This window comes from Streptomyces sp. CGMCC 4.7035, from assembly GCF_031583065.1.
GTDB classification, from domain to species: domain Bacteria; phylum Actinomycetota; class Actinomycetes; order Streptomycetales; family Streptomycetaceae; genus Streptomyces; species Streptomyces yaanensis.
Window position 1 is genome coordinate 4,264,480 of record NZ_CP134053.1, and the last position, 18,866, is coordinate 4,283,345.

Annotated in this window: 15 protein-coding genes; 3 read left to right on the forward strand and 12 right to left on the reverse strand. The window is 71.7% G+C overall.

What is annotated here, in order from left to right; translation table 11 throughout:
* Nucleotides 1-107: 107 nt before the first annotated feature.
* The 7 genes from Q2K21_RS18350 to Q2K21_RS18380 form a co-directional block, all read right to left on the reverse strand.
* A complete protein-coding gene (locus Q2K21_RS18350) occupies nucleotides 108-1,343 on the reverse strand; it encodes a 4-hydroxybenzoate 3-monooxygenase (protein ID WP_310772182.1) in 1,236 nt (411 codons plus the stop codon).
* A gap of 55 nt (nucleotides 1,344-1,398) precedes the next feature.
* Nucleotides 1,399-2,370, reverse strand: a complete 972-nt coding sequence (locus tag Q2K21_RS18355; RefSeq protein WP_310772184.1) for an LLM class F420-dependent oxidoreductase — start codon at nucleotides 2,368-2,370, stop codon at nucleotides 1,399-1,401.
* 156 nt (nucleotides 2,371-2,526) lie between these two features.
* Nucleotides 2,527-3,342 (reverse strand): PP2C family protein-serine/threonine phosphatase, encoded by an 816-nt coding sequence (locus Q2K21_RS18360; protein ID WP_310772187.1) that lies wholly within the window; start codon nucleotides 3,340-3,342, stop codon nucleotides 2,527-2,529.
* Between the two features lie 27 nt (nucleotides 3,343-3,369).
* Nucleotides 3,370-4,329, reverse strand: a complete 960-nt coding sequence (locus Q2K21_RS18365; RefSeq protein ID WP_310772189.1) for a threonine/serine dehydratase — start codon at nucleotides 4,327-4,329, stop codon at nucleotides 3,370-3,372.
* Nucleotides 4,330-4,521: 192 nt separating this feature from the next.
* Nucleotides 4,522-4,872 (reverse strand): UBP-type zinc finger domain-containing protein, encoded by a 351-nt coding sequence (locus Q2K21_RS18370; protein WP_310772193.1) that lies wholly within the window; start codon nucleotides 4,870-4,872, stop codon nucleotides 4,522-4,524.
* Nucleotides 4,869-6,368: an ATP-binding protein gene (locus Q2K21_RS18375; protein WP_310772195.1), complete on the reverse strand. Its 1,500-nt coding sequence runs from the start codon at nucleotides 6,366-6,368 to the stop codon at nucleotides 4,869-4,871. The genes Q2K21_RS18370 and Q2K21_RS18375 overlap by 4 nt, the downstream gene beginning before the upstream one ends.
* A gap of 22 nt (nucleotides 6,369-6,390) precedes the next feature.
* Nucleotides 6,391-8,070, reverse strand: coding sequence for an NAD(P)/FAD-dependent oxidoreductase (locus Q2K21_RS18380; protein ID WP_310772198.1), 1,680 nt, complete (start codon nucleotides 8,068-8,070; stop codon nucleotides 6,391-6,393).
* Between the two features lie 129 nt (nucleotides 8,071-8,199).
* Here Q2K21_RS18380 and Q2K21_RS18385 point away from each other — a divergent pair, with 129 nt between their 5' ends.
* Nucleotides 8,200-9,069: a universal stress protein gene (locus Q2K21_RS18385; protein WP_310772201.1), complete on the forward strand. Its 870-nt coding sequence runs from the start codon at nucleotides 8,200-8,202 to the stop codon at nucleotides 9,067-9,069.
* 107 nt (nucleotides 9,070-9,176) lie between these two features.
* A complete protein-coding gene (locus Q2K21_RS18390) occupies nucleotides 9,177-9,776 on the forward strand; it encodes an Rv1733c family protein (RefSeq protein ID WP_310772205.1) in 600 nt (199 codons plus the stop codon).
* Nucleotides 9,777-9,826: 50 nt separating this feature from the next.
* Here the strand turns inward: Q2K21_RS18390 and Q2K21_RS18395 are convergent, their stop codons facing one another.
* The 5 genes from Q2K21_RS18395 to Q2K21_RS18415 form a co-directional block, all read right to left on the reverse strand.
* Nucleotides 9,827-10,651: an MIP/aquaporin family protein gene (locus tag Q2K21_RS18395; RefSeq protein ID WP_310772207.1), complete on the reverse strand. Its 825-nt coding sequence runs from the start codon at nucleotides 10,649-10,651 to the stop codon at nucleotides 9,827-9,829.
* Nucleotides 10,652-10,803: 152 nt separating this feature from the next.
* Nucleotides 10,804-11,559, reverse strand: coding sequence for a dienelactone hydrolase family protein (locus Q2K21_RS18400; RefSeq protein ID WP_310772210.1), 756 nt, complete (start codon nucleotides 11,557-11,559; stop codon nucleotides 10,804-10,806).
* Between the two features lie 134 nt (nucleotides 11,560-11,693).
* The gene (locus tag Q2K21_RS18405; protein ID WP_310772213.1) at nucleotides 11,694-12,950 is read right to left on the reverse strand and encodes a DUF4032 domain-containing protein; all 1,257 of its coding nucleotides are present in this window, start codon (nucleotides 12,948-12,950) and stop codon (nucleotides 11,694-11,696) included.
* 151 nt (nucleotides 12,951-13,101) lie between these two features.
* A complete protein-coding gene (locus Q2K21_RS18410) occupies nucleotides 13,102-15,612 on the reverse strand; it encodes a SpoIIE family protein phosphatase (RefSeq protein WP_310772216.1) in 2,511 nt (836 codons plus the stop codon).
* Between the two features lie 508 nt (nucleotides 15,613-16,120).
* Nucleotides 16,121-18,061, reverse strand: coding sequence for an AMP-dependent synthetase/ligase (locus Q2K21_RS18415; protein ID WP_310772219.1), 1,941 nt, complete (start codon nucleotides 18,059-18,061; stop codon nucleotides 16,121-16,123).
* A gap of 283 nt (nucleotides 18,062-18,344) precedes the next feature.
* On the opposite strand from Q2K21_RS18415, the gene Q2K21_RS18420 reads away from it, so the two are divergent.
* Entirely contained in the window at nucleotides 18,345-18,710 is a 366-nt protein-coding gene (locus tag Q2K21_RS18420; protein ID WP_310772222.1) for a cupin domain-containing protein, read from the forward strand.
* Nucleotides 18,711-18,866 lie beyond the last annotated feature (156 nt).

The following is an 18,866-nucleotide window of genomic DNA, read 5'->3' on the forward strand; positions in this document are numbered from 1 at the left end:
CGGTGGGTGTTCAAAGAAAGGAGATTTCTTACGAACCCGATTTCCTCGGCGCTGCTTCCGCCGCTCACACGTGCGAAAACATCGCCCATCATCTACTGGCCAGTAGCTTACCGTCGGTTACCATCCGCGGCCGAGCCGATGTATGACTCCGCGAACGCGGCAGCCGCTGCGGGGGAGTTGAAGAGCCGCCGCAGCCGGGCGGTGGCGTTGCCCGCACGGAACGGATCGCCCGACGACGGCCCGTGCAGCAGCTCGGCGAACCACTCCGAGAACTCCTGGTACTCCCACACGCGTCGCAGGCAGGCAGCCGAGTAGCCGTGCAGGCCGCTGACATCGCCCGTACGGTAGGACGCCACGAGCGCGTCCGCGAGCAGCAGCGCGTCGTACAGGGCGAGATTCATTCCCTTCGCGGCGATCGGCGCCACGAGATGCGCCGCGTCGCCCACCAGGAACAGCCTCCCGTACGCCATCGGCTGCACCACGTAGTTGTGCATGTCCAGCACGCGCTTCTCGATCAGCCGGCCCTCGGTCAGCGGCGGGGCGCCCGCCACGGACAGCCGTGCGCGCAGTTCGGACCAGACGCGTTCATGCGTCCAGTTCTCCGGGTCGTCGCCGGGCTGGCACTGAAGGTAGTAGCGGGTGACCTGCGGGCTGCGGGCCATGTGCGCGGCGAAACCGCGTGGATGGACACCGAATACGACGCAGTCCGACGACGGCGGTGCCTCGGCGAGCAGTGCCAGCCAGCCCACCCCGTAGTCGAGCCGGGCGACGTGTGCGCGCTCCTGAAGCAGCAAGTCCCGGGTCACGCCGCGGGCGCCGTCGCAGCCGGCGACGACGTCGCACGCGATCCGCCGGCGCCGACCCGAGTCCGGATCGGTGTACGACACCGACGGCTTTTCTGTGTCGATGTCGTGCAACTCCACGTCGCGCACGCCGAACCGGATGTCGCCGCCCTTGACGTCCGCGTATTCCCGTACGAGGTCCGTGACGAGCAGCGGCTGCGGATAGACGAAATGGTGGTGGCCGGACACCTCCGTGTACGAGAACCGGTGCCGTTCACCATCGATACGGAACTCGCACGCGCTGTGCGTCTGGGCCCGCTCGAGCAGCCGCCCGGCGAGCCCGTGCCGCTCCAGTGCCCGCACCGCCCATTCCTCGATGAACCCTGCTCGGGGCCGCTGTTCGATGAACTCCCTGCTCTCGGCCTCCAGGACGACGCACTCGACGGAGGCGCCCCGCAGGACGTTGGCGAGGGTCAGGCCGGCGGGGCCTGCGCCGACGATGACGACGGGGACGTGCTGCTGCTGGGACGGGATGACGGAGGCGGGGGAGGGGGAGACCATCCGAGCATTATGGCGGTGTACCGTCAACACCCCGTCACCGCACCGGGGTTGTGCGTCAGCGCAGGGCCTCCCGCAGGGCCGGCAGCAGCTCCTTCGCGGACCACTCCATGAACTCGGTCTGGGTGTCGCCGCCCACCTGTACCAGCGCGATCTCCGTGAAACCCGCCTCGGCGTAGGGCCGTACGGCCTCGACGAAGTCGGCCGGGTCGTCGCCGCACGGGATCGAGTCGGTGATGTTCTCCGGCCTGACGAACCGCGTGGCCGACGCGAACGAGTCGGGGTGCGGCAGTTCGGCGTTGACCTTCCAGCCGCCGCCGAACCAGCGGAACTGCTCGTGCGCGCGGCGTACAGCGGCGTCCATGTCCCGGTCGTAACAGACCGGCAGCTGACCCACCCGTGGCTTGCCCTCGCCACCGTGCCGGTCGAAGGCGGTCAGCAGCTCCCGCTTCGGCTCGGTGGCGATGACGAGGTCGGCGAGGTGGCCCGCCAGGGCGCAGGACCGCTCCCCGGAGACGGCGATACCGATCGGTGGCGGCTCGTCCGGCAGGTCCCACAGCCGGGCGGAGTCCACGGCGAAGTACGTGCCGCGGTGGCTGACATCACCTCCGCCGAAGAGGTCGCGGATGATGCCGACCGCCTCCTCCAGCATCTCGTGCCGCACTTCGACGGAGGGCCAACCCTCGCCCACCACATGCTCGTTGAGGTTCTCGCCGGAGCCGAGCCCCAACCGGAACCGGCCCTGCGACAGCAACTGCATCGTCGCCGCCTTCTGGGCCACCACCGCCGGGTGGTAGCGGACGGTCGGACACGTCACATACGTCATCAGCGGGATGCGCGAGGTGGCCTGGGCCGCCGCGCCCAGCACACTCCACGCGTAGGGCGCGTGCCCCTGCGCCCGTAGCCACGGAAAGTAGTGGTCGGAAGTCACGGAGAAGTCGAACCCCGCCTCCTCGGCGCGCACCACGTGGTCGACGAGCTCGCGCGGGCCCGCCTGCTCGGTCATCATCGTGTATCCGATTTGCACCATAAGGCGCGGGTTCCCGGTCGGAAGGCACGGAAACGGCGGACCCGCCTCCGCCGTCGGGATCATGGACGCCGTCGGGATCATGGACCGCAGTCGGATCGAGGACCGCTGTCGGATCAAGGACCGCCGTCGGGTTCAAGTACCACCGTCGGGCGTCCTTCACCTGCTGGGAGGGCTCGGCACCACGCGGATGACAGCGGCGGTGACGTTGTCCTGCCCGCCCGCGTCCAGGGCGTGGCCGACCAGCGTGCGCGCGTCGGCCCGCGCATCCGGGCGGCGGCTGCCGAGTACGTCCCTCAGCCGAGCGGCGTCCGGCAGATGGCGCCACAGGCCGTCCGTGCACAACAGCAGACGGCCGGGTACCAGGGGCCGATAGCCGCGGACGCGCGCGGTCACCGGCCCGGCGTCGGCGCCCAGCCATGCGGTGAGGGCGTCGTGGTCACCGGTGTCGTCCTCGGTCAGTGCCATGCCCGGCCCCTCGTCGGGCAGCCAGTAGGCCCGGCTGTCACCGACCCAGGCACTCCAGACCCCCTCCGGCCCGGCGACACCGGCGACGAACGTGCAGGCGGGCGCGGCGTCCTTCGACGCGGCCAGAGCGCTTACCGCCCGGCCCGCGCGCACGGCGGCCTCGTGGAGCGCCACCTCCGGCAGGGCCCCCTCCGGCAACCGTGCGACCAGGACCGCCGCTCCTGCCTCGGCCGCGACGCGTGCCGCCCGCTCCGGCCGCGGCGACATGGACACCCCGTCACAGACGACTCCGATCGTCCACCCACCGCTGGTGGCGAGCGCCAGGGCGTCGGCGTTGACCTCGCGTCGACGGCCCCGGTCACTTATCCCGGCGGCGTCATCGCCCGCTGTGATCTCCACATGCGCCCGGAAGTCCGGCTGCACCGCACCGCAGTGCCAGCAGACGCCGTCGGGCGCCACGGTCCCACCGCACCGGACGCATTCCATGTTCTCGGCATTCTTGATCATCAGCCGAGCATCCTGCCACGCCCCGGCTCACCGCAGCCCGAACCTGTCCACCCATCCCAGGACGTCGGCCACGCTCGCGTTGCCGCCGCACACCACCAGACCCAGCCGGGCCCCGTCGCCGACCCGCTTCAGTACCTGCCGGGCCGCGGGCAGCAGACAGCCCGCGGCGGGCTCGGTCCACACCTTGGCGTGCTCGGCGAGTTCGAGGCTGCCGCGGACCGCCTCCGCGTCCGGGACCACCAGAACCTCGGTCACCAGGGCCGACACATGGTCGTACGTCAACTGCGAGACGGTCGGCGCGCTGAGCGTGGTCACGATCGACGACACCTCCACCCCCACCGGGCCGCCCGCCGCCAGCGCCTCGGACATGGCCTGGGCGCCCTCCGTCTCCACGCCCCAGACACGGATCCCGGGCCGCAGGGCGTGCAGCGCGGCCGCCACGCCCGCGATCAGCCCGCCGCCCCCGACGCTCACCAGAACGTCCGTCAACGCGCCCGCGTCCTCGGCGAGTTCGAGGCCGACGGTGCCCTGCCCGGCGATCACCACCGGATCGTCGAAGGGGTGCACCAGGGTCAGCCCCTCGTCCCGCAGCCGCCCCGTGAGCGCGAAGGCTTCGGCCATTCCGTCCGTCAGCCGCAGCGACGCCCCCGTCGACTCCACGATCTCGATGGACCGCGCGGGCGCCGAGCGCGGCATCACCACCGTCGCCTTCACCTCCAGCGCGGCGGCCATGACCGCGAGCGCGATCCCGTGGTTGCCGCCGCTGACGGCCACCACCCCCGCCGCCCGCTCGGCCTCGCCGAGGGCCAGCAGCCGCGCCGTCGCGCCGCGCGCCTTGAAGGAACCGGTGCGCTGCAGCAGTTCCAGTTTCGCGGTCACCGGTACCCCGAGCAGCGCGGTGAGCCCCGGGCTCTCCACCGTCGGCGTCCGCACGATGTGTCCGGCGATCCGCTCTCCGGCGTCGCGAATGTCCGAGATCCCGATCAACGCTCCTACCTCCCATGACAGTTGCGTTCGCGCACGACGCGGCTGTCGCGCCGCCTCTCACCCTGGCGAATGAAACCTGGCGTCGGCAAGCCGCGCCCCTGAAGGGGCGCGGGGAACTGCGCGAGCAACCATCTGCGACCTGCACCGTGACGACGACTGCCGGAACCGCTCCGCAACTTGTTAACAGCAGGCCTAGCGGAGCGTCTCCGCCCAGTTCGCCGGCACCCGACCCGCCGGCCCCGGCGCGGGCTGGTCGGCCGGGTGGCTGAGCGGAGGAGCGAGGTCGGGACCGGACTCGTACAGCTCCGAGGTGGTGTAGTCCCAGAACCACTCCTCGCCCGGCTCGAAGCTGCGGATCACCGGATGCCCGGTGGCATGGAAGTGGGCGGTGGCGTGCTTGGCGGGTGAGTCGTCACAGCAGCCGATGTGCCCGCACTGCGTGCACCGGCGCAGATGGAACCACCAGCCGCCGGCCTCGTCGCACTCCACGCAGCCGGTGCCGCTCGGCGGGACGCTGGGGTCGATTCCGTTCACTGTGGTCATGACGCCTCCGCTGGGGTCTCGGAAACCGGCTGTTGGTCGGAACCCGGCTCGATGACGTCGGACTCCGCGGCGGTCAGCGGCAACCGTACCCGGAACCGCGTGTCGCCCGGCACCGAGTGGACATCCAGGCTGCCGTGGTGCTTGTTGACGACGATGCGCCAGGAGATGTCCAGGCCGAGCCCGGTGCCCTGGCCGACCGGCTTGGTGGTGAAGAACGGGTCGAAGATACGGCTGCGGATGTCCGCCGGCACGCCCGGGCCCGTGTCGCGGAACTCGACGAGCAGCTGGTCGCGGTCGAGGGCGGTCCGCACGGTCAACGTGCCGTCCCCGCCCCCGTCGTTCATGGCCGAGACCGCGTTGTCGATGAGGTTCGTCCACACCTGGTTCAGCTCGCCCGGGTAGGCGGGAATGTTCGGCAGCGTCCGGTCGTACTCCTTGACGACGGTGATCCGCTTTCCCATCTTCCCGGAGAGCATCAGCAGGGTGCTGTCGAGGAGTTCGTGGACGTCGACGACCTGGTAGGGCGCCCGGTCGAGCTGGGAGTACTGCCTGGCCGCGTTGACGAGCGTGGAGACCCGGGTCGTGGAGTCCTCGATCTCGTTCATGAGCAGTTCGGTCTCGACCGTGTAGTTGAGCCAGCGGATCGCGCCTTCGAGGGTCTCCTCGTCGACGGCCGCCGCCACCTGGTCCAGCCAGTCGGTGTCGAGTCCGGCCTGCACGAAGGTCGGCGCGAGCTGCCAGCCGCCCTGGATACCGTGGTCGTCGAGCCAGTCGCCGAGCGCGTCCTCACGGTCGGACGCCTCCAGGGGGCTGAGCGGCGTCGCCTTGGCGACCTGTTCCGCGGTCCGCTCCTGAATGTCGACGAGCGTCAGCAGCGTCTGCGGCTCGTACCGTCCGGCGGCGATGACCCCCAGCTTGTGCCGCATCCCGGCCACGCGCTCGCGCAGTGCCGAGGTGGCGCTCACGGCCGCGGCGGCCGGGTTGTTGAGCTCATGGGTCAGGCCCGCGGACAGGGAGCCGAGCGCCAGCAGCCGCTCCCGCTGGTTGATGACCTGCTGCGTGTTCTTGGTGCCGAAGAACAGCCCCTCCAGCAGATGCACCGCCATCGGGAACCAGTCCCGCATGACCGCGGCGAAGGTGTCGGAGGGCAGGATGAAGAACCGCGAGGGTTCGGTGACCCGCATCGACCCGTTGTACGTCGCCGCCCGCGCCCGGTCGCCGAGATATGCCTGGAAGGCACCCGCGTACACGCCGCGCTGCGACGTCCGGTTGATCTCCACGTCGTCGGAGCCGACCCGGCGCGACAGCACCACCGTGCCGTTCAGGAGAACGAAGAAACAGGTGGCCGGCTCGCCCTCGGTGTACACCGGGCCGGGTTCGAACAGTTCCACCCGCCCTTCCCGGCACAGCCGCGCCAGCTGTTCGTCGTCCAGCTTCTCGAACAGGAAGAGCGTCCTCAGCTCCGCCTGGTCGCACACCATGGGCCGGCCGCTCACGACCGCCCCCCGCGCTGTGGGTTCATGACTGCTCCAGATACCGGTGGACGAGCATCACGGCCATGGCCCCCTCGCCCACGGCGGAGGCGACCCGTTTGGCGGACTCGGCGCGCGCGTCGCCCGCCACGAACACGCCGGGGACATTGGTCTCCAGGTGGTACGGAGGCCGGTCCAGCTCCCAGCCCGGCGGCGGCTGTCCGTCGCTGGTCATGTCGGGGCCGGTCGGGATGAACCCGTGCTCGTCCCGCAGCACGGTCCCCTCCAGCCAGTCGGTGAGCGGGGCCGCGCCGATGAACACGAACAGCCACTGCGCGTCGACGAGTTCCGTCTGTCCCGTCACCACGTCCCGCAGTGTCAGCTTCTCCAGGTGGCCGGAGCCGTGCGCGGCCTCCACCACGGTGCGGGTGCGCACGGAGATGTTCGGCGCGCCGTCAAGCTGCTGGATCAGGTAGTGCGACATCGACGCCGACAGGGACTCTCCCCGTACGAGCAGGGTGACCGACTTGGCGCCCCGGGACAGGTACATCGCCGCCTGACCCGCGGAGTTGGCGCCGCCGACGATGTACACGTCGTACCCCGCACAGGCCGGCGCCTCCGTGAGTGCCGAACCGTAGAAGACTCCGCACCCCGTCAACTCCGTGAGCCCCGGGGCCTGGAGCTCCCGGTACGACACGCCGGTCGCGAGGATCACGCTGTGCGCGGCGATCGCGGACCCGTCCGAGAACCGCACGACGCGCGCGGCCCCGTTGACCTCCAGGCCGCTCACCTCGCGCGCGGTGAGGATCTCGGCGCCGAACTTCTTCGCCTGCCGGCGCGCCCGGTCGGTGAGCTGGCCGCCCGACACACCGTCCGGGAAGCCGAGGTAGTTCTCGATCCGGGAACTCTGCCCGGCCTGCCCGCCGGTCGCGGACCGCTCCACGAGCAGCGTCCGCAGGCCCTCCGACGCCCCGTACACGGCCGCCCCGAGCCCGGCGGGCCCGCCGCCGATCACGACGAGGTCGTAGAAGTCCGAGGTCGGCGTCGTCGCCAGGCCCACGTGCGCCGCGAGATCCGCATCCTCGGGTTCGACCAGGGGGGTACCGTCCGGGGTGACGACGAGCGGGAGCCGCTCCCCGTCCTGCCCGGCCGCCGCCAGCAGCCGCTGACCCTCCGGCATGTCGACCGAGTACCAGCGGTAGGGCACCTGGTTGCGGGCGAGGAACTCACGTACCTCCGACGACCGCGCCGACCAGCGGTGCCCGACCACCTTGGTGACGGCGACCGGCCGGTAGGCGGAGGTCCGCCATGCCTCCAGCAGATCGTCCAGGACCGGGTAGAGCTTCTCCTCGGGCGGATCCCATGGTTTGAGGAGGTAGTGGTCGAGGTCGATGACGTTGATCGCGTCGATGGCCGCGTTGGTGTCCGCGTAGGCGGTCAGCAGCACCCGGCGCGCGCCCGGATAGACGTCCAGGGCCTGTTCCAGGAATTCGATGCCGTTCATCTCGGGCATCCGGTAGTCGGCCATGATGACCGCCACCAGCTCGCCGCGCAGCTTCAGCTCCCGCAGCGCCTCCAGCGCGCTCTCACCGGACTCGGCCCGCACGATGCGGTACGACTCGCCGTACCGGCGGCGCAGGTCGCGCGCCACGGCACGCGATACTCCGGGATCGTCGTCCACGGTCAGGATGACGGTCCGTGCCGCTGCGGCGGCGGCCTGTGCCATAAAGTCTCCCACCCCGGTCTCATCGGCTTCCCGCCCATCGTATGTTCGATCGTCCCGTTTCGCTCCGGAACCCGGTGAGCACCCGGCTCGGACGGGGAATGGCCGGAGCAATGACAAGGAGGCAACCGTATGACCCGCCCGATCACCGTGGGAGTGGACGGATCACCGGAGAGCGTCGCCGCGGCGGCCTGGGCGGGCCGGGAGGCGGTGCGCCGGGGTCTGCCGCTGAGGGTCGTGCACGCCTGGGAGTGGCAGTCCTACGACATCGCCCCGGCCGTCGACCGGGATGCCCAGGCCGGTTGGGTGCGGGAGGCCGTGCGCGAGGTCGAACGGACCCTCCTCGACCGCCACCCGGGGCTGACCGTGACCGCAGAGGCCCCGCAGGGCGCGCCCGTCGAGACGCTGGTCGCCGAGGCGGCCGAAGCGGAGCTGCTGGTGCTGGGCTCGCGCGGGCACGGCGCGGTCGTCGGCTTCCTGCTCGGCTCGGTGGGCCGGAGGGTGATCGCCGAGTCCACCCGGCCCGTGGTGCTGGTCCGCTCCGACGACAAGGCCACGGCCGAGGTGGCGGGCCGCGAGATCGTCGTCGGCCAGCACGGCGAGCCGGAGGACAGTGCGGCCGCGCTCGGGTTCGCGTTCGCGACGGCGGCGGCCCGGCAGGCGGCCGTGCGCGTCGTACGAGCCTGGAACCTGCCGCCCGTGTTCGCCTTCAGCCCGGGCTCGTTGAAGCTGCTCGACGAGGCCGGTGGCCTGGAGCCGTACGAGAGGAAGGCGCTCGACGAGGCACTGCGGCCCTGGCGGGAACGCTTTCCCGAGGTGCCGGTGACCGAGCACGTGGAGATGGGCAGCGCGAGCCAGGTACTGCTGTCCGTCGCGGGCCGGGCCCAGCTCGTGGTGGTGGGACGACACGCCGCCCACGCCGTGGGGCCGCGGATCGGCTCGGTGGCGCACGCGCTGCTGCACCACGCGCCGTGCCCGGTGGCGGTCGTACCGCCCGCCTGACATGGTCAAAAGCGGGTGACGAACGCCCCTCCGAACAGGCAGCCCGAGCAGGAAGCCCGGGCAGGAAGGTCCATTGCGGGCAACGTCCGTGCGAGGAGGTGTCGACGGTGACGACGGCACGGCGCGGGAGGCCCGGTGCCCCGGCGGTGCGCTGGTGGCGGTGGCGGCGCAGTCCGCTGCGCAGGCGCAGTGATGTCGTCGAGGCCTGGATCGTGCTCGCGGCCTGGCTCTTCGCCCTCGTCGCGGGCGTGTGCGCGGGACTGGCCACGGCCGACGCCGTGGACCAGCGGTTCGTCCGGCAGCGGGCGGAACGCCGGGCCGTCCGGGCCGTTCTCGTGCGGGACGCCCCCGAGCACACGGACGCGCGCGAGGTGGGCGGCCGCCGGGTGCTCGCCGACGTGCGGTGGACCGCGGCCGACGGCTCCCTGCGGCAGACCCGGACCCGGGTGACACCGGGCACCGCGGCGGGCACCCGGATCACCCTGTGGACGGACCGGCAGGGTGTGCTGCGGGGGAGGCCCGTAGCCCCGGCGGAGGCGGCGGTGACCGCGGTGACCTTCGGCGCGCTGGCCGCGGGGGCGGCCGGCGGTGGTGTGGGATGGGCGGGTACCCGGGCCGTCCGTCTCTGCGTCGACCGGCGCCGCATGGAGCAGTGGGCGAAGGAGTGGGCCCGCCTCGACAGCCGTGCGGACCCGGGCGCCGGCTGAGCTTCCCTGTGGGTGCACGGCGTCCTGTGGAGCGGGACGGGGCGCCGTCGCTACCCGGTGGTCTCCCCCTCGGGGGAGGGCAGCTCGCCGGGCTCCTGCCCGAGAACGGGCAGGAAGGTGCTGATGAACAGCTTGTAGACGGCGGCACCGATGACTCCGCCGATCAGCGGTCCCACGATCGGCACCCACCAGTAGAAATTGCCGTACTGATCGCGCCAGGCCGTGCCGTACCCGGTGATGTAGCTGGCGAGACGGGGCCCGAAGTCGCGGGCCGGGTTGATCGCGTAGCCCGCGTCCGCACCCCACGCCATGCCGATCGCCACGACCAGGAAGCCGATGATCAGGGGGGCCATGTTGGCGCCGGGCGGGGCGTTGAGGAGATCCGTGACCGCGAAGATGACCAGGACCAGGATCCCGGTGCCGATGATCTGGTCCCGCAGGGCACCGAACTCGCTCACCGGCAGGACGCCGTTGCCGGGCAGGGTCGAGAAGACGATCTGCGTCTTGAACGTGTGCCCGGGGTCGGCCTGCGCGAGGACCTCGGTGTAGTTCCAGCGCACCAGCAGCGCCGCCACGAACGCCCCCGCGGTCTGCGCGACGACGTACGGCAGGACCTTCTTCCAGGGGAACCCCTTGAAGCAGGCCAGCGCCACGGTCACCGCCGGGTTGATGTGGGCGCCGCTGATCCGGGCGGCGACATACACGCCGAGGGTGACGCCGAAGCCCCACGCCCAGGCGATGCTGTCGTGGTCCCCGATCCCGGCGGCCACGACCTGGGCGACCACGCCGCAGCCGAACAGGATGAGGATCATGGTGCCCAGGAATTCGGCCGACAGCTCACCGACGAAACCTCGTGTGGGCGTCCGCTGGGCCATGGGCACCGCCTTTTCACCGAGCGAGAGGATGGGTGATTTGTCTGATGGCGTACCGATTTCACATTGGATATCCGTACGCCCGACGTCAATCGGAGGTAGCCCAGTCGCCTCACACGATGCGCGCGTCCTACAGGGCGCGGTCCACGCGCGTCCTACAGGGCGCGGTCCAGCAGCGCCAGCAGCTCCCTCCAGTGACGTTCCGCCGCTTCGGGGTGGTAGGCGTCGGTGTCGGCCTGGGTGAAGCCGTGGTGCGCCCCGGCGTAGACCTCGCTCCGATGGCGGACACCCGCCTTCGTGAGTGCCTTGTCGAGGCGCTCGATCTGCTCGGGTGGCAGTGAGTGGTCCTGGTCGGCGTGGCCGAAGTAGACCTCGGCGGTGATGCGGTCGGCCACCAGGTGGGGGCTGTCCGGGGCATCGCTCGCCAGCTGCCCGCCGTGGAACCCGGCGACGGCGGCGACCCGCTCGGGGTGGGTACCGGCCGTGCGCAGGGCCAGCCGGGCGCCCATGCAGTAGCCGGTCACCCCCACCGGCCCGTCCGCGGCCTGCGGGCAGGCGGCGAGCCAGCTCAGGTAGGCGTCGGCATCGCGTTCGGCCAGTTCCGGCGTCAGCGCCCGGATGAGCGGCACGATAGGCCGGAAGAGGTCCGGACGCTCGGAAAGGTCGATGAAGTCCGGCAGTTCGACCACGGGCGCCCGCCCGTGGCGGTAGAAGACATTGGGCACCAGGACCGTGTAGCCGTTCTCGGCGAGGCGGTCGGCCATCTTCTTCAGGTACGGGCGCAGCCCGAAAGCGTCCATGTAGAGCAGGACCGCGGGGTGGGGGTTGTGGTCGTCCGGGTGGGCCAGGTAGGCGTCGGCGGTGCCGTCCCGGGTGGGGATGTCCACGGACGTTCCACGGATGGCGGGCATGCGCTGTTCTCCTGCCTCTCGACATCCGGCCGTTCGCGTCCGGCCGGGCCTTCGGACAACATCATCGCAACGCCGTGCGGCACCTTCGATCCGGGCCCCCCGGCGGCGTGCGCCGTGCGGGCCCGCCGCGACGCTCACGCGGGCGGTACCGGACCGACCTCCTCCTGAGGATCGGTCAGCGTCTCGCGGACCTTGGGCAGGATGTTGGCGACGTAGTCCTCGACGGCCGTGTCCAGCCCGATGTCGTGCTGGGCGCGCTCGGACAAGTACCAGCGGTGTTCGAGCAGCTCGTGATACACCTCGGCGGGGTCCATCGAGCCCCGCAGCTCGTGGGGCACGGTGCGCACGGTGGGCCGGAACACGTCCCGCACCCAGCGGTGGGCCAGGACCTCGGGCCGGGCGGCGAGAGGGTCGCCGGGTGCGTAGTCGTCCTGGGTGGCCATCCAGCTCTCCAGGTCGTTCAGCAGCCGCCGCGCCTGGTTCTCCTCCGTGTCCAGGCCGGTCAGCCTGAGCAGCTGCCGCTGGTGGTGCCCGGCGTCCACGACCTTCGGCACGAAGGTGACGGTGTCGCCATTGGCCGAGTGCGCGATCTGCATCTCGGCCACGTCGAACCCGAGGTCGTTCAGACGGCGGATACGGCGGTCGATGTAGTGGTACTTGCCCGCCGGGTACACCGACGTACGGGTCAGCTCCTGCCACAGGTCGTTGTACCGCTCGCAGATCTGGGTGCCGAACTCGATGGGATCCACGGACGGATGCAGCGCCCCGGACGCCTCCAGATCGAGCAGCTCGCCGCTGATGTTGACGCGCGCGAGATCGAGGTCGTACTCGCGCTGGCCGGTGCTCAGCCGGGGATGCAGCTCCCCGGTCTCGGCGTCCACCAGATACGCGGCGTACGCGCCCGCGTCCCGCCGGAACAACGTGTTGGACAGCGAGCAGTCGCCCCAGGCGAACCCCGCGAGATGCAGGCGCACCAGGAGCACGGCGAGCGCGTCCATCAGCCGGTTCATGGTGGTGGGGCGCATGGTCGTCTCGAACATCGAGCGGTACGGCAGCGAACCGCCCAAGTGCCGGGTGATCAGAACCGGCTCGAGGGGTTCACCGTTCTCGTCGACGCGGCCGGTGACCACGGCGAGGGCGTCCACGGCCGGGATGCCGAGCCGGTCGAGGTCCCGCAGCAGCTCGAACTCCCGCACTGCGGGCCGCTCGGCGAGCTCCTTGACCGCCACGACCTCCGTGCCGGCACGCGCGTAGCGCACCACGTGCCGGGAGATGCCGCGCGGCAGCGGCACGAGGTGGTGCTCCGGCCACTCCTCCAGGGGCAGCTGCCAGGGCAGGTCGAGCAGGAGCGCGGGATGCTCCGGGTTGGTCGCGCTGATCTGCAGAGCCATCGATGGACTGTCCTCGCCTCACGTTCGCCGTCGTGCCAAGGAGCATCTCCGCACCCGCACGGCGTTCGCGTCAACAGGAGCCCGGATCATGGACGCGGATCCATACGGGTTCTCCGCTCGCGCATGCCCGTCCGGGGACGCGCCGGGCGGGCTACGCCTCGTCGGTGCCCTCGGCCGGGTGGCAGCGTTCGGCGAGCAGGAGCGCGATGTCGTCCGGGCGGTCGGCGGTCCGCCGGGCCCGGTCCGTGAGCAGGCCCGCGAGCTGCGCCAGGGACGGTCGGCTCCGGCGGCCCGCGCTGCGCTCGGCGCTCGCGAGAGCCGCACGCAGGGTCTCGATGCCCTCGTCGATGTCGGCTCCCGGCCGCTCGACCAGCCCGTCGGTGTACAGCGCCAGTACGGCACCTGGTTCCAGCCGCAGATGCGTCACCGGGTAGCGGGCCTGCGGATCCACCCCGAGCACCAGTCCGCCGGCCAGGTCGAGGACCTCCGTGTGGCCGTCCGGGTCGCGCAGCAGAGGCTGCGGATGCCCGGCCCGCGCGGCCCGCGCGTGTCCCGTGACCGGATCCACACGGATATAGCAGCAGCTCGCGAACTGGCCCGGGTCCAGTTCGATGAGCAGCCGGTTGGTGCCGCTCATCACCTGGTGCGGGGCCTGGTCGCCGAGCGCGAACGCCCGTACGGCGCTCCGTAGTTGCCCCATGGTGGCCGCGGCCTGCACCCCGTGCCCCTGTACGTCACCGATGACCAGGGCCAGCCCGTCTCCGGCCTCGACGACGTCGTACCAGTCGCCGCCCACGTCCATGCCCTTGGTGCCCGCCAGATAGTAGCCCGCGGTGTCCAGCTGCGGGTGCGTGGACAGCCGGTGCGGCAGCAGTGCCTCCTGCAGGCCGCGGGCGAGGGCGGTCTCGGAGTCGTAGCGCCGAGCCCGTTCCAGGGCCTGGGCGATCAGCCCGGCCAGCGCGGTGAGCACGGTGCGCTCCTCGGAGCTGAAGGTGCGGGGGCGCTCGAAGCCGAGGATGCAGGAGCCGACCGGCCGCCCGGAGGCGATCAGCGGCAGGAAGGCCCGTGATCCCTCGGTCGTGTCCAGCGGAATGCCCGGATAGGCGGCCGCCAACTGCTGCATCGACTCGAAGAACAGGGGGCGGCCGGTGGTGAGCGTCTCCACGCCCGGCAGCTTGGCGTCCAGCCCCACCCCTTCGAACTGCGAGAGGAACCGTGGTGGGAACCCGGTCTCCCAGGCCAGGTACAGATGCCGCTCCTGCAGCAGGTAGATGGCCAGCCGGTGCCCCCCGAACGCGGGCAGCAGCTCCCGCATCACCACCTCGGACACCTGGCGCGCGGTCACCGCCTCGGACAGTGCGATCGCGAGGACGATGGGGCGGTACACCGGCCCCGGCGCGCCCGGCTTGGCGAGCGCCCCCGCCGCGGTCGCCGCCGCCTCGCCCAGCGAGGGCGCCTCCGCGGTGTGCCCGAGCGGCACCACCCGGCAGGTCATGACGTCGGGGCCGGGATAGACCGAAAGGGTGAGCCAGTCGCCGTTCCGCCGCCCGTGGGGGCCCGCCGTGGGGCGTTCGACCTGGAAGTGCACCGGCTCCGGCGCCATCAGGGCCGCGCGCAGATGGTCCTCGTAGGCGGGCCGGTCCAGCCACGGCACGGCGTGCCAGAGGGGCCGGCCGGTCATCTGCTCCCGCCTCCGGCCCAGCAGTTCGGCGGCGCGCGGGTTGACGTAGGTGATCAGTCCCAGCCGGTCGAACGCGAACACGCCGTCCGGGAGGAGGTCCGTGGCCCGCTCCGCGGCCGGGCCCGGCCCCGGGTCGACGACGAGACCGCCGACCCGGTGCGACCCCCCCGCCGGGCCCTCGGTCCAGAACTCCAACAGCCGCTGTCCGCCGTCCGCGGCCCGCACCCGCAGCGGGCGCGGCGGCGGGCAGTCGGCGGCGGTCTCGCGCAGCGCGGACAGCACCAGATGCGCGTCGTCGGGGGAGATGGCCTGGGCGAGCGCCTCCGGCGACCGGGTGACTTCGTCCTTGGCGCCCCCGGCCAGCTCCCAGAAGGAGTGGTCGGCGGTCACCGTCGCGTCGACCGGGTCCCAGATGAAGTGCCCGATGTACCCCGGCGGCAGTCCGACGGCCGGGGGGCGTACGCACAGCGGTTCCCCGTCCCAGGTGATTGGGACCCCGTCCTGCTCCAGCGTGCTCAGCGCCTCCCCCAGACGGTCCGCGATCTCCGTCAGCAGGCCCCGGTCGGGCAGCGCCTGGGCGCCGTCGGCGACCGGGGGCCGCAGCACCGTCAGCACGCCGTACGTTGTCGTACCGCCCACCACGGGCATGTACACCGAGCCGAACCGGAACGGCAGCCCCGCCGCGAGCTGCGGGTAGCGGCGCATGGTCTCCGTGGAGTCGGCGAGCACCACCTGCTCGCGGAGCCGGTAGGCGTCGGCGACGGGGAGCGGTCGGTCGCTGTGCAGCCGCCACCACGGCCGGAACAGTGATCCGGGCAGCCCGGCGAGCACGGCCAGGCGCAGTGCACCCGGCGTGCGCGAGCGCAGGTACACGCCGCCCGCGAAGCCGCCGACGGCACGGATCGCGTCCGCCACGGCGCCGGTCAGCACGGCGGTCGGCGTCCCGGGTGCGCTGTCTGCGCGCTCGGCGCTCCCTTGCATCGGTCTGCCCTCGTCCCGGGCCGTCGGGTGGGTAACACAGCAAGAATGCGCCGCACCGACCCGGACGCGCATCCGGACGGCCCGGTGCGGGGGCCACGGCCACCGCACCGGCCGAATCCCCTCGCCCACGAATCAGTCTGTACCGGGCGGCCCGCCCCTCCGCCCCGGCAGGAAACAGGCCGGGCACGAGAACGGGACCATGCCGTACCTCGCACCGAGGGCAGCCCACGCAAGCCGTACGGAGGACGGCAGACACGTGCGCCTCCGCACGGCCCGCAGGCGTGCCGGCTCCCCACCGCGCAGGCGTGCCGGGCACCTCCTTGCATGCGCGCGAGGTGTCTCCTCGTAACGCAGACCCCGCCGCATGCGCGCGAGGTGTCTCCTCGTAACGCAGGCGTGGCGTCTCCTCGCCGGACGCGGGCGTGGCGGCTCCTCGCGGGACGCAGGCGTGGTCGCGCCCCGCGACACGCGCGCGTGGTGCCTCACGGCACGCCGGCGTGGAGCCTCCTCACCGCACGCGCCGGAACACGTCGTCGGAGTCGTCCCAGGTCGGCGGCTCCTCCGTTCTCCGCTCCCGGGGAATGCGCGACGAGGACTGGTACATGGCGTCGATCTCGACCGCGTACCGGCGTGCGATGGCGTCCCTGCGCAGCTTCATCGACGGCGTCAGCAGTCCGTTGGCGACATCGAAGGGCTCGGTCAGGACGCGGAAGACCCGGATGGACTCCGACCGCGACACCGTGGTGTTGGCCGCGGCGACGGCCCGCGCGACCTCCTGCCGCAGGGCGTTCTCCTCCCGTGCCTCTCGCGCATCCCGACCCGGCGCGTCCCCCTGCGTGAACAGGGCGCCACGCCAGTGCGCCACGAACTCGGGATCCAGGGTGATCAGCGCGCCCACGCAGGGCCGGTTGTCGCCCACGACCACCGCCTGGTGAATGAGCGGGTGCACCCGCAGCCGCTCCTCCAGGGCCGCCGGAGCCACACTCTTGCCGCTGCTCGTGACGATGATGTCCTTCTTGCGGCCCGTGATGGTCACATACCCCTCGGAGTCGAGTCGTCCGAGGTCGCCCGTGGCCAGCCAGCCGTCGCGCAGCGCGGTGCGCGTGCCGAGGTCGTCGTTGACGTATCCCTGGAAGACGGAGGGCCCGCGCACCAGGAGCTCCCCGTCCGCGGCCACCTGCACGTCGACGCCTGGCAGGGGGCGCCCCACGGTCCCGGACTTCTCCCGGCCGACCGGCTGCGCGGTGATGCCCCCGCTCGTCTCGGTGAGCCCGTATCCGTCCTGGACGAAAATCCCGATCCCCGCGTAGAACAGGGCGAGTTCACGGTTGAGCGGTGATCCGCCCGACACGGCTCCGCACACCCTCCCGCCCAGTGCGGCGCGCAGTTTCCGGTACACGGCCTTGTCGTACAGGGCGTGCTGGAACTTGAGGTCGAAGCCGGGCCCGGACCCGGTGCCCAGCCGTTGCCGCTCGGCCGCCGAGGCGTAGTCCCGCGCCGTGCGCCCCGCCCGCTCGAACAGAGCGCCACGGCCCGCCTGCTGGGCGGTGCGGAGGAAATTCTTGTAGAGCTTCTCGAAGACGTACGGGACCGCGTACAGGAACGTGGGGCGGAAGGTCAGGAACGCCGACGCCAGGGCGTCCGCACTGAGTTCGGGCTCATGGCCCATGAGTATTCCGCCCCGCAGACACATCCCTTGGATCATCAGCCCGTACACGTGCGAGAAGGGCAGGAAGGCGAGGACGGCGGGCTGCTCACCGGGCGGTGCCGCGATCTGCCGCCAGCCGGCCAGCAGCGTGTCGCAGGGGCTCGCCAGATTGCGGTGGCTGAGCGCGCACCCGCGGGGGTGGCCCGTCGTGCCCGAGGTGTAGGCGACGACCGCGGTCGAGTCCGGCAGCACGATCCGCCGCAGGGAGTCGATGGTCGTGACCGGCACCGGACGGCCCCGCTCCACCAGGTCCCGCAGCGCACCGGCGTCCAACTGCCAGACGTGGCGCAGCAGGGGCAGCGAGCCGCACACCGATCCGACGGTCATGACCCCGTGTTCGTCCTCGACGACCACCGCGACGCAGCTCGCGTCCCTGAGGATCCACTCGATCTGTTCGTGGGACGACGTCGGATAGATCGGCACGACCTCGGCCCCGATCGTCCACAGCGCGCAGCTGAGCACGGTCCACTCGTACCGGGTGCGCGCCATGACGGCCACCCGGTGGCCGGGACGGAGGCCCGAGGCGACAAGTCCCTTGGCCAGATCGAGTACTTCCTCGCGCAGCTCGCCCGCCGTCACGGTGGTCCAGGTTCCGTCGGCCGGGTCGGTGCGGCGTGCGATCTGCGGCAGGCCGGGGTTCCGGCCGGCCGTGTCGAAGAGGCTGTCGGCGAGACCTCCCGTCATGGCGGGGCCTGTCGCCGTGTCCGGGGCGGCTGCCCGGGCATTGCCGAAGTCGCGCATGCGCCGCTCCCGAGCCTTCCTGCGAGGTCGCCGATGGAGGTGGGATCGGCGGGGCTCGAATCTAGCCGAGCTCGTTGCTGGATGGGTCAAAAACCGACAACGAACCCACAGGAAGCGGGAGTACGGGGTCCGGGCGGACGGCGGGAGCGCTCCCTCGGCGGGCCTGCGCCGCTCCGGCCCGCGCGCCGCGGGTCCCGAGAGCGAAGGAGGAGTCGGATGGCGGCCCCGGGTGGCCAGGCGGACGATGGAGTGGTAAGGGCCGGTCACTACGGAGGGAGCTGCCATGCTCGAGATAAGGGCAGCCGACAAGCCGGACGAGCGGCGTGATTTCCCCCGTGGCCATCTGGAGGCCGTGCACATGACCGGACTCGACTTCGCCGTCGGAACCTTCGAGCCCGGCTGGCGCTGGTCCGAGTCGGTCGCCCCGATCGCCGGCACGGAGAGCTGTCAGATCCACCACACCGGCTGTGTCGTCCGGGGACGTATGCACCTTCGCATGGAGGACGGCACGGAGGCCGAGGCGGGACCTGGTGACCTCTTCGTGATCACCCCCGGACACGACGCGTGGGTCGTCGGCGACGAACCGTGCGTGGTCTACGACTTCGCGGGTCCGATGGCGGAGAAGTACGCGAAGGCAGCCCAGGGCTAGGTCCTGTCGTCAAACTCCCATCGTCCGCCCGGAGGGCGGGCCTCACGGCGTCAGGTGCGTGCTCTCGGCGTGCCGGGTGCAGCCCCTCGTACTGGATGTACTTGGGGGTGCGCCCGGTGCGGCGAGTGGGGGTCCCCCCTGCTCGAAGAGCTTGGG

What these genes read in the sequence shown, in the direction of transcription:
- Q2K21_RS18355 (WP_310772184.1), bottom strand. Translation starts at nt 2,370, where the DNA reads ATGGTGCAAATCGGATACACGATGATGACCGAGCAGGCGGGCCCGCGC.
- Q2K21_RS18405 (WP_310772213.1), bottom strand. Translation starts at nt 12,950, where the DNA reads ATGGCTCTGCAGATCAGCGCGACCAACCCGGAGCATCCCGCGCTCCTG.
- Q2K21_RS18360 (WP_310772187.1), bottom strand. Translation starts at nt 3,342, where the DNA reads ATGATCAAGAATGCCGAGAACATGGAATGCGTCCGGTGCGGTGGGACC.
- Q2K21_RS18385 (WP_310772201.1), top strand. Translation starts at nt 8,200, where the DNA reads ATGACCCGCCCGATCACCGTGGGAGTGGACGGATCACCGGAGAGCGTC.
- Q2K21_RS18410 (WP_310772216.1), bottom strand. Translation starts at nt 15,612, where the DNA reads ATGCAAGGGAGCGCCGAGCGCGCAGACAGCGCACCCGGGACGCCGACC.
- Q2K21_RS18415 (WP_310772219.1), bottom strand. Translation starts at nt 18,061, where the DNA reads ATGCGCGACTTCGGCAATGCCCGGGCAGCCGCCCCGGACACGGCGACA.
- Q2K21_RS18380 (WP_310772198.1), bottom strand. Translation starts at nt 8,070, where the DNA reads ATGGCACAGGCCGCCGCCGCAGCGGCACGGACCGTCATCCTGACCGTG.
- Q2K21_RS18395 (WP_310772207.1), bottom strand. Translation starts at nt 10,651, where the DNA reads ATGGCCCAGCGGACGCCCACACGAGGTTTCGTCGGTGAGCTGTCGGCC.
- Q2K21_RS18350 (WP_310772182.1), bottom strand. Translation starts at nt 1,343, where the DNA reads ATGGTCTCCCCCTCCCCCGCCTCCGTCATCCCGTCCCAGCAGCAGCAC.
- Q2K21_RS18370 (WP_310772193.1), bottom strand. Translation starts at nt 4,872, where the DNA reads ATGACCACAGTGAACGGAATCGACCCCAGCGTCCCGCCGAGCGGCACC.
- Q2K21_RS18420 (WP_310772222.1), top strand. Translation starts at nt 18,345, where the DNA reads ATGCTCGAGATAAGGGCAGCCGACAAGCCGGACGAGCGGCGTGATTTC.
- Q2K21_RS18400 (WP_310772210.1), bottom strand. Translation starts at nt 11,559, where the DNA reads ATGCCCGCCATCCGTGGAACGTCCGTGGACATCCCCACCCGGGACGGC.